This is a genomic window from Catenibacillus scindens, from assembly GCF_014202115.1.
Taxonomy (GTDB): Bacteria; Bacillota; Clostridia; order Lachnospirales; family Lachnospiraceae; genus Catenibacillus; species Catenibacillus scindens.
On the sequence record NZ_JACHFW010000031.1, the window covers coordinates 1 to 7,830 of the forward strand.

The window sequence follows — 7,830 nt, forward strand, 5'->3', positions numbered from 1 at the left end:
CGTCAAGAAGATGAAAGCCGGGTTCGCGAGGCTTAAAAAGATCTGAACATGTAACTATTTGTTGTAATTTTGACATGTTGGTGGTATACTAAACCTAACAATATTTCGGAAAGGGTGTTGTATGATGAATAAACTGGAAGATGTTATAAGTCTCGCAAAGATTTCAGATTTCCTTCAGAAAAAAGATGCCGATAATGAGCGTGAAGAAAAAAAGAGAACAGCCATTATTGTTATTGGTGTTATTGCCGGACTTGTAGTGATCGCAGGGATCGTTTATGCTGTATATAAGTATTTGACAGCAGATGATTATGACGACTTTGAAGACGACTTTGAAGATGATTTTGATGATGATTTCGACGATGATTTTGAAGATGAAGTGAGTTCGGAAGAACATACACAGGATACTGAGGACGAAGAGTAAAAGACAAAGGTAAAAACATAAGGCAGGTGCCAGAGGCATCTGCCTTTTTAAAGCTGTGTTGCTGCTGCGCAATGGAAAACGCCAAAGAGTAAAAATGAGGCGGCGCGGCGACGAAGGACCATCGTTCTGTGTACATGAACGGCTGGGTCAATAGCGGAATACAAGTTTAAATAGAAAATGGAGATGAATATGAAAAAAGGCGAAATTTATGAAGGTATTGTAGAAAAGATTGATTTTCCAAATAAGGGGCTGGTATGCGTGGACGGTATCCGGGTGATTGTTAAAAATGCGATCCCAGGACAAAAAATCCGTTTCCGCATCCATAAAAAGCGGAAAGATCGCTGCGAAGGCATACTTTTGGAAGTCTTGGAAAACTCCCCGATGGAAGTCTGCCCACCGGTCTGCAAAAACTTCCCTGCCTGTGGCGGATGTATGTATCAGACGATGGACTATGGTGACCAGCTTTCCATGAAAGCGTCCCAGGTTAAGGAACTTTTAGACGGGGCGCTGAAAAAAAGCGGACAAGTAGACAGTCAGGGCGGCGCTGAGTACATTTTTGAAGGCATTTGTCCAAGTCCCCTGCAATGGGGTTATCGCAATAAGATGGAATTTTCTTTCGGCGATTCATACAAAGACGGCCCTCTGGCCCTTGGCCTTCATAAAAAAGCCAGCACTTACGACATCCTGACCACCGATGACTGTAAAATTGTCCACAGTGATTTCACAAAGATCCTCAAATGTGTGCTGGACTATTTTACTCTCTACCCTCAGCCTTTTTACAGGAAAATGCAGCATGAGGGCTATCTGCGCCATCTTCTTGTGCGCCGGGCCCAGGTCACCGGTGAGATACTGGTCAACCTTGTGACCACAAGTCAGGTACAGCCGGATCTTTCCGGCCTGGCAGATAAACTTAAAAAGCTGCCTTTAGAAGGGCGGATCACAGGTATTTTACATATTATCAACGACAGTCTGGCCGACGTGGTCGCCAGCGACGAAACCCGCATCCTTTTCGGCAATGACTATTTCTATGAGGAGATTTTGGGCTTAAAGTTTAAGATTACCCCATTTTCTTTTTTTCAGACCAACTCTCTGGGGGCGGAAGTTCTTTACAGCCTGGCCCGAAGTTATATCGGAGATACAAAAGATATGACCATTTTTGACCTGTACAGCGGTACGGGTACTATTGCCCAGATCCTGGCGCCCGTGGCCCGCCGGGTCATCGGTGTGGAGATCGTTGAGGAGGCTGTAATCGCAGCCAGAGAAAATGCTGCCTTAAATCACCTGGATAACTGCCAGTTTATTGCCGGGGATGTCCTTAAAGTCCTGGATATGATTAAAGAAAAACCGGATTTTATCGTTTTGGATCCGCCGCGGGACGGTATCCATCCCAAAGCCCTGGAGAAGATCATCGACTATGGTGTCGATCGCATGGTTTATATTTCATGTAAGCCCACCAGCCTGGCCAGAGATTTGGAGGTGCTGATCGCTAGAGGGTATAGGGTAGAACGGGTCAAATGCGTGGATATGTTTCCGGGGAGTGTGCATGTAGAGACAGTTGTACTGCTTTCCTACAAAAAACCCGACAGCACAATCAGCGTAAAAGTCGAGTTTGGCGAGGGAGAGAGCAAAGTGCTGCTTGATAATATCGCTAAAAGAGCCGAGGCGTACAAGCCGAAAGAGAGAGTTACCTATAAAATGATAAAGGAATACATAGAAGCGAAATATGGCTTTAAGGTACATACTGCTTATATAGCAGAGGTAAAGAGAAGTTTGGGCTTGCCAATGTATGATGCCCCTAATGCGGTAGAAGAATTGAAACAGTCGAGGAAGCGTCCGACAGCAGAGAAAGTGGAAGCGATAAAGGATGCGTTGAAGCATTTTAAAATGATTTGAGTTAAGAAGTTACCTAGTTATTATAGCTGGGTAATTTTTTTGTATTTTTGTCCCAAAACTATATATTTTTGTCCCGAAATATGATATGATGTATAAAATGATGGAGGTGTTCTCTTATGAAAAAACAAAATATATTAAATTTGATAAAATATCATGTTGAAAGAAATGAGAATGCATTTAGAAATGAAGCAGTAAATATAGCTAAATATTTTGATGCTAATGGTGATTATCAGTTAGCAGAATATATAATGGGATTAATAGCAGAATCTAACTTGTATGTTCCGCAAGCAAGCGATTTTGAAAGTGAATTTTTAAAACAAATAGATATTAGAGAATTGCAGCCTCTAAATTTACCTATAGAGATTTCTAATGACATAAAAGGAGTGATTAATGCTGTAAATCATAATGTTGGTATAAATAAATTTTTGTTTGAGGGATTACCTGGAAGTGGAAAAACAGAAGCAGCAAAACAAGTAGCAAGACTACTTGACAGAACTTTATATCTTGTTGATTTTGAACATTTGATTGATAGTAAGCTAGGTCAAACCAATAAAAATATTGCCAGCGTTTTTACAGAAATAAATAGGATTCCATGCGCTAATAAAGTCGTTATTTTGTTTGATGAAATAGATGTAATTGCTTTAGACAGGGTTAATAGAAATGATGTACGTGAAATGGGACGTGTTACTTCCACTATTTTAAGAGAACTTGACAGATTGACAGATTTAAATAAAGAAATAGTGATTATTGCAACTACAAATTTATACGCCAACTTCGATAAAGCCCTAATTAGACGTTTTGATGCAGTGATTAACTTTGATAGATATAGTAAAGAAGATTTAATGGATGTTGCTGAGCACTACTTTACCTCTTTCGTTAAAAATTTTAAAGGTATTTCGCGGGATACCAGATTATTTAAAAAAATATTGAAGACAGCGTCAGAGCTTCCTTATCCGGGAGAATTAAAAAATATAATAAAAACTTCTTTAGCATTTAGTGATGCAAAAGTGGAGTATGATTATTTGAGAAGACTATATAATTCTTTAATAGGCAATATAGAAGAAACTAATGTGGAACAGTTGCATGAGCAAGGTTTTACTGTTAGAGAAATAGAAAAACTTAAAGGAGAATCTAAAAGTTCTGTATCCAGAAAGTTAAGTAAGGAGGAAGAAATTGATGAATAATGTACTGGAATTAAGGGGAAAAAGGTTTGTTCAGGCTTCAAAAACTGGTAATGGCGGCGGAGCATCTATGAATAGTAAAAAGGTAGTAACAAGCGAACAACTACTTAAGTTAGAAGATAGGCTAGGTCAAATTAAAAAATTTTGGATGCAGGAAAAGAAACCCTTTGAGGGAATATTAATAAGCGTTTATTATAATAAGATTGTTGCTAAAAGTAATCGGATTTCCGGATTGTTTAAAGGAAAAGATTCGAATTATGCTATTGTAGGGGCAAAATTCAATAAAGAAAAAACGAAGCATATTATTACGTACTTTCTTGATGCTGAAGACTTAGATCATAGTATGGAATTACTTTTAAAAGCAAACGATGTAATTGAAGCTAAATTTCCAAATGGAATAGACAAAGTTGCTTTTGATGATAAAAACACAATAAATAGAATACCATTTCGTCATTTTTCTATAACGAAATCTACTTTTAGACAAGTAATTGCGGACGTTTCATATATTGAAGATTTTGAGGTGGAAATGGCGACACGCCAACTAAAGCAAAGTATTATAACATTGTATAACACACATACAGATACTAAAATACTGTTCAAAAATTTGGGAATTGATATTTTGAATAGTAGAATATTGGATAATCAAACAGTGTTTTTAGATGAAAATCAATTAGAGATTTTATTTGAAAAGGCCCCATACCTAGTTGCCATGGCAACAGAAGATATATTAGAATTATCGCCAGAAGATTTTATAGAAGAATATCAACAAGGCACTTTATATATGCCGACTCCCACTATTGAGCCAACTATCGGTGTGATAGATACTTTATTTGACAAACGTGTTTATTTTGGCGAATGGGTGGAATATCATGAGATGGTTGATAATAATCTTCCTAAAACGGCGGAGGATTATCGGCATGGTACAGCGGTGGATTCTATTATCGTGGATGGACCAAGGCTAAATCCTTGGCTTGACGACGGATGTGGTAGATTTAGAGTACGACATTTTGGTGTTGCAATAGGTTCAAAATTTTCTTCTTTTACGATTACGAAACAGATAAAAGAGATTATTGCAAATAATAAGGATATAAAAGTTTGGAATATTTCGCTTGGAAGTAATCAAGAAATTAATGATAATTTTATTTCTGCCGAGGCAGCGGTACTAGATAAAATTCAATATGAAAACGATGTTATTTTTGTTATAGCTGGAACAAATAAACCAAGTACAGATATTGTAAAAATAGGTTCTCCTGCTGATTCCATAAACAGCATGGTAGTGAATGCGGTAACTAAAAATGGTTTATCAACTAAATATGCACGAAGAGGACTGGCATTATCATTTTTTGCTAAACCAGATGTTAGTTATTATGGGGGCAGTGAAGAACAGTATATTAGGGTTTGTGAACCGCTAGGCGAAGCTAATGTTGCCGGTACTTCATTTGCGGCTCCGTGGATTGCTCGAAAGTTATCTTATTTAATTGATATTTTAGGATTAAATAAGGAAGTTGCAAAAGCAATGCTTATTGATGCTGCAAGAGATTGGAACGAAAAGCCTACACCAGAAGAAGTTGCGTTATATGGTCATGGTATAGTTCCTATAAAAATGGATGATATTGTGCATACAAAGGAAGATGAGATAAAATTTTTAGTATATGATATAAGTGAAAAGTGGAATACTTATAATTATCATTTCCCGGTTCCGATTAAGGATGGTAAATATCCGTATATTGCAAGAGCAACGATGTGTTATTTCCCTATGTGTGATAGAACACAAGGAGTTGATTATACAAATACAGAACTTAATTTACATTTTGGCAGAATTAATAATAAGGGAAAAATAGAAGATATTAAGGGGGATAAGCAGAATCAAGATGTTGTACTGGAAAATGAGCAATTTTTCCTTTTAGAGGGCGAAGCAAGAGAGAGGTTTAGAAAATGGGATAATGTAAAATATGTTGCGGAAACGCCAAAAAATAGGATGAAACCTAAAAAAATGTATGACAATAAAAATTGGGGAATGGAAATAAAAACAAATAACAGGCTGGACCCTAAGGATGGAATGGGTATTCGTTTTGGTGTTGTTGTTACGTTAAAAGAAATTAACGGTGTTAATAGAATTGATGAGTTTATCAGGAATTGCACTTTAAATGGATGGTTGGTTAATAAGATAGATGTTCAAACAAGAGTTGATATTAATAAAAAAGTGAGTGAGGACATTGAACTTGAGTAAGTACAAATTTTTATCTATGTAAGAGATAAGATTTTGCATCAAGGCGGTGCAAAATTGATGGAACTCATATTTTGTGGGAAAAGGGTTGCACGAACAGTATTCGTACTGCAGAAATATTCTCATATTTCCGTGATTTTGTGGGGATATGTTTTGATTTGGTATGCATGTGGAGACGGTAGTACTGCTTTCCCACAAAAAACCGGATGGACATATCAACGTAAAAGTTGAGTTTGGCGAAGGTGAGGGCAAAGTACCGCTGGATAATATCGCTAAAAGAGCTGAGGCGTACAAGCCGAAAGAGCGAGTTACATACAAAATGATTAAGGAGTACATAGAAGCGAAATACGGCTTCAAGGTACATACCGCATATATCGCCGAGGTAAAAAGGAATTTAGGCTTGCCGATGTACGACGCTCCTAATGCAGTGGAAGAATTGAAACATCCGAGGAAACATCCGACAGCGGAGAAAGTGGAAGCTATCAAAGATGCATTGAAGCATTTTGAGGTTATCTAAAACCATAAGCGTATCATTAGAAATAGTGATACGCTTATTTTTTATTTCTAGTGCGGTGGCTGCTTAAGAAAATCATGGATTATGATAAGTGATTTGAGAAGGAGTTCAAATCTGGTACGAAGGTGGATGTGGAGAGGTAAAGAACAACAGAATGAATGGAGTGCCTTGTGGCTTTTAAAATAGATGCAAGGTGCCTTTTTAATAGACTGTTAATTTTAAAGAAGGTAGCTTGTGCTTATCAACCATAGGGTTTATAATTGTACTATGCTGATGGAGGTGGAAAATGACAACATCGGATATGATCAGAGAATTGTGTGACAGAATGGATATTAGCCTCGCGGAACTTTGCAGACGGATTGGGCAGACTCCGCAGAATTTTAATAAGAAGCTGCAGCGTGGGACTGTTTCTTCTGAGGAAATGATAAAGATTGCTAAGGTTTTGCGGGTAGGTTATGAACAGGCATTTATATTATCTGAAGATGAAAAGGTTGGGATAAGTAATGGAATATAAAGAAAGGGGCAATTTGTATGGATGATAAAAGTAAAATTCCTGAACACGCAACCGACATTGCTTTATCTGCTGCGAGTTCTCTTGTTGGTTTTGCAATTGGAGGTCCGATAGGAGCTGCTGTTGGAGGTGCCATGACACCTACGGGAAAACTTGCCTATCAGTTGGTTTGTTCGTGGAATGAAAGACGTAGAACGAGAATCACCAAAGTTGTAGAAGACGCATTTATTGAATCAGGAAGAAGCGACGGGGATATCTTTCATGAGTTATTAGATAATCCAGAATGGGCTGATTCTATGATTTCTATGATTCAGCAGTTGGTTTCTACTGATCCAGAGTTGGACAAATTGTTTACAGAAATTATGGCATCGGCTATAAAAACTAACGATGAAAATGAACGAAATCGGTTAATAGTCTTAAATAGTTCTATTAAAGGGTTAAATAAAGTACAAGTTCAAATACTAAGATGTATATATAACCAGGAGGGTAAACTATCTGCGGCAGATATTTCAATGATGGTAAATGTGCCAGAAATGGAATTAAGAAATGCTGTTCGAGATTTGGAACTTAGGGGCATGATTATTGATGATGGAACTGAACCGACCATTTGGGAACTACGAGAATTAGGATTAGCAGTTGCTAAAGCTATTGATGTATTGGAGGTATAGTGATGGATTATATGTATTTTAATAACGCTGGTGCCGGGCTTATGAGCAAAGGAACATATGAGACTCTGACCAATCATATGAAGCTTGAAATGAATGTCGGTGCATATAAAGCTGCAGCGATGAAGTCTGATGCAGTGAATAATTTTTATTCGCTTGCTGCAAAATTGCTAAATGCAGGGTCAAAAGATGAAATCGCTTTTATTGATAGTGCAAGCCGTGGCTGGAATTTGATTATATATGGCCTGGATATTAAGGAATCAGATGTAATTGTCACTTTATCAAGCGAATACGGGACAAATCTCCTTACTATTTATGATATTGTGCTAACTTTGCATGCGAGTTACACTAAAGTTCTGTTTTGAATATAAAAAGTCACGCAAAGCCTTATTTTACGCGATTTTTGCTTGCCAAACCT

The 7,830-nt window shown here is 37.6% G+C and carries 7 protein-coding genes and 1 pseudogene; all 8 read left to right on the top strand.

Annotation, left to right across the window (positions count from 1 at the left end; translation table 11 throughout):
- Positions 1–121 precede the first annotated feature (121 nt).
- The 8 genes and pseudogenes from HNP82_RS17385 to HNP82_RS17420 all read left to right on the top strand — a co-directional run bounded on the left by HNP82_RS17385 (position 122) and on the right by HNP82_RS17420 (position 7,777).
- Complete coding sequence (locus HNP82_RS17385) at positions 122–421, top strand: DUF4366 domain-containing protein (protein ID WP_243164855.1); 300 nt, start codon at positions 122–124, stop codon at positions 419–421.
- Positions 422–610: 189 nt separating this feature from the next.
- A complete protein-coding gene (gene rlmD / locus HNP82_RS17390; RefSeq protein ID WP_183776758.1) occupies positions 611–2,314 on the top strand; it encodes a 23S rRNA (uracil(1939)-C(5))-methyltransferase RlmD in 1,704 nt (567 codons plus the stop codon).
- 116 nt (positions 2,315–2,430) lie between these two features.
- On the top strand, positions 2,431–3,498 hold the full coding sequence (locus tag HNP82_RS17395) for an AAA family ATPase (RefSeq protein ID WP_183776760.1): 1,068 nt from the start codon (positions 2,431–2,433) through the stop codon (positions 3,496–3,498).
- Positions 3,491–5,725 carry a S8 family peptidase gene (locus HNP82_RS17400; protein WP_183776762.1) on the top strand — a complete coding sequence of 745 codons (2,235 nt, stop codon included), beginning with the start codon at positions 3,491–3,493 and terminating at the stop codon, positions 5,723–5,725. Before HNP82_RS17395 ends, HNP82_RS17400 begins: the two co-directional genes overlap by 8 nt.
- A gap of 163 nt (positions 5,726–5,888) precedes the next feature.
- Positions 5,889–6,239 (top strand): annotated as a pseudogene (locus HNP82_RS17405) (23S rRNA (uracil-5-)-methyltransferase RumA); the annotation flags it as partial.
- A 283-nt stretch (positions 6,240–6,522) separates the two neighbouring features.
- Entirely contained in the window at positions 6,523–6,750 is a 228-nt protein-coding gene (locus HNP82_RS17410) for a helix-turn-helix domain-containing protein (protein ID WP_183776766.1), read from the top strand.
- A 17-nt stretch (positions 6,751–6,767) separates the two neighbouring features.
- Positions 6,768–7,415, top strand: coding sequence for a hypothetical protein (locus tag HNP82_RS17415; RefSeq protein ID WP_183776767.1), 648 nt, complete (start codon positions 6,768–6,770; stop codon positions 7,413–7,415).
- A gap of 2 nt (positions 7,416–7,417) precedes the next feature.
- Positions 7,418–7,777 carry an aminotransferase class V-fold PLP-dependent enzyme gene (locus HNP82_RS17420; protein ID WP_183776768.1) on the top strand — a complete coding sequence of 120 codons (360 nt, stop codon included), beginning with the start codon at positions 7,418–7,420 and terminating at the stop codon, positions 7,775–7,777.
- The last annotated feature ends 53 nt before the right edge of the window (positions 7,778–7,830 follow it).